Annotated in this window: 3 protein-coding genes; 2 read left to right on the plus strand and 1 reads right to left on the minus strand. The window is 62.7% G+C overall.

Going from position 1 to position 2,370, the window contains the following annotated elements; translation table 11 throughout:
- Together G6018_RS11765 and G6018_RS11770 are read left to right on the plus strand one after the other, a co-directional pair.
- On the plus strand, positions 1–1,174 hold a 1,174-nt coding region (locus G6018_RS11765; protein ID WP_241732073.1), incomplete at its 5' end, for a DUF4041 domain-containing protein.
- A gap of 193 nt (positions 1,175–1,367) precedes the next feature.
- Positions 1,368–2,108, plus strand: a complete 741-nt coding sequence (locus tag G6018_RS11770) for an SOS response-associated peptidase (RefSeq protein WP_107746572.1) — start codon at positions 1,368–1,370, stop codon at positions 2,106–2,108.
- On the opposite strand, the gene G6018_RS17145 is transcribed toward G6018_RS11770, so the two are convergent.
- Positions 2,071–2,370: hypothetical protein (locus G6018_RS17145; RefSeq protein WP_206685265.1), on the minus strand; the 300-nt coding region annotated here is incomplete at its 5' end. The genes G6018_RS11770 and G6018_RS17145 overlap by 38 nt on opposite strands.

The following is a 2,370-nucleotide window of genomic DNA, read 5'->3' on the forward strand; positions in this document are numbered from 1 at the left end:
CCGTCCGAGATCACCGCAGCAGGCCAATCCCCAACAAAACCCGAACGCGCGAATCGCTTTCTTGGAAGCCGAGAATGCCGAATTGCGCCGCGCATTGGCTGCTCGTGAAGGGGAGCGACCGATCGATCTCGACGATGCCCGCGTTCTGCAAGCAGCAGGTATCTATCGCTACCATCATCCGCTGGAGTCTGCCGCCGCGTACAAGGAGCGCCTTAAGGAGCTCGAAGCCCGGATCGCCGACTCAATCCGCGAGAGCCGAGCCATTGTGAAGTCCGATCTCTTCACACTGAACAACTCACTCGCCCAGGGACGTCGCATGACGTCGGACTTGGGCAAGCTAATGCTGCGCGCATACAACGCCGAAGCTGACAACGTCATCCGTTCCTTGCGGGCAGGAAACGTCGACACCGCAAAACGTCGGCTCGAGGCATCGCGGACCGCCATCGCGCGTCTCGGAGCACTGATGGAAATGCGCATCGACGACGCATTCCATGCGTTGCGCGTTGAAGAGATTGAACTCACCGCCGACTGGTTGATGAAGAAGCAGGCAGAACGCGAAGCAGCCCGCGAAGAACGGGCTCGGCTTCGTGAGGAGGCACGCGTCCAACGAGAGCTAGAAGAAGAACGCTCCCGGCTGGACAAAGAACGTGCACACCTTGCCAACGCATTGGAATCTCTCCGCACCCAGGGGCGCGACGACGCGGACCTCATCGCCCGGCTCGCTGCTGTTGACCAGGCAATCGAGCAGAACGACTACCGCGCCGCCAACATCCGAGCTGGCTACATCTACGTGATCTCTAACGAAGGCGCATTCGGGGCAGGAGTAGTGAAGATCGGGTTGACTCGCCGCCTCGCTCCCGCCGAGCGCATCGCAGAACTTAGCGGAGCCTCCGTACCGTTTCGTTTCGACGTCCATGCGCTGTTCTTTTCCGAAGACGCGGTCACACTCGAGAACGACCTACACAAGCACTTTGCGGACCGAGCTCTCAACCAGGCAAACCCACGCAAGGAATTCTTCTTCGCCACTCCCAGTGAGGTCCGTGACGTGCTCCTGCAACGCGTCGGGAACATCCTCGAGTTCGTCGAGACAGCCGAAGCCCCCGAGTACCGGCAGTCACTGGGAGCATGGCCGCAATCCCGACGAAGCGAAAATGAAGCTCTAGAGCACAACTAGAGAGGCCCGGCGAACTCCACAAGACAACGTCATAAACGGCTGCCCGCCATGGAACCAGTCTGGGCCAAGCTCACTCCAGCGCACCTCAAGTGCGTACAAGAGCCACTGGCCAGGGTAGGGCCGCCGATAAGTTGCGTTCCGTCATGTCTGCTGGTCAGCGGTCGATTAGAGCTCCCACTGTTACTGTCTCGGCATGTGTGGTCGGTACTCGGTAGCTATCTCCGGCTCGGCCCTGGTTGGGGACCTCGATTTGGATGGGGTCGATCCTGGTTTCGAGTGGCCGCCGGCGTATTCGGTGGCTCCCCGTACGCGGGCTCCAGTCATCCGGGATCGCTCGATCGGCGATCAGCGGGTGCGTGAGGCGTCCCTACCGACATGGGGCTTTCGCCCGTCCTGGGCCAAGGAGAAGGGCCCACGGCCGATCAATGCTCGCCTCGAGGGCGTGGCAACCAACGGAATGTTCCGCTCGGCGTTCGCTTCCGCCCGAATCGCAGTTTTGATGACGGGCTACTACGAGTGGCAAGAGGCCCTCGAGGACGGCAAAGAGGTCAAGAACCCCAGCTACGTCCACGCCCCAGGCGACGAGCTCCTGCTCGCTGCCGGCCTACTCGCCTTTCACCGAGAGGGTGATGACGCCGAGTGGCAGACGACGTTCACGATCATCACCCGCACCGGGGAAGACGCGGCTGGCGAGGTCCACGACAGGATGCCGGCATTCCTGACCCCTGGAGCATGGGACACCTGGCTGTCCCCGGAGAAGATCGCCAAGGACCAGGCCTCCGACTTGCTCGACCTGCTTGATGCCGAGTCCCGAGCGGTCGCGGCGACACTGCGGACCCGTCCGGTGTCGCGGGCGGTTAATAATGTTCGCACCCTGGACCGGCATGATGCCGGCCTCATCGAATCGATTGCTGGCGGCGGTGCTGGTCGCTAACGGTGCGGCCCACTCTGTAGCGGGGTTTACCGTCGGCGCCGTTGCGGTAGCGGCGGGGGTTACGGGCCAGTCGTCGCAGGTCGTGCAGTAGCTCGGCGGCCCTGTCTTCGCCTAGCTCGGTGACGGCGAGTCGGTAGACGCCGCGGGCTCCCCAGTCGGGTTCGGGGAGGCCGGCGACTACGCGGTGCCAGCGCATCAGCTCGAGGAAATGCATCTCGCCTGCCTGGTCGGCCGCTTGTCGGATTCGGTCCACCAGCTCGTC

Origin of the sequence: Dietzia sp. DQ11-44, assembly GCF_014145205.1 — a bacterium.
Lineage (GTDB): Bacteria > Actinomycetota > Actinomycetes > Mycobacteriales > Mycobacteriaceae > Dietzia > Dietzia natronolimnaea.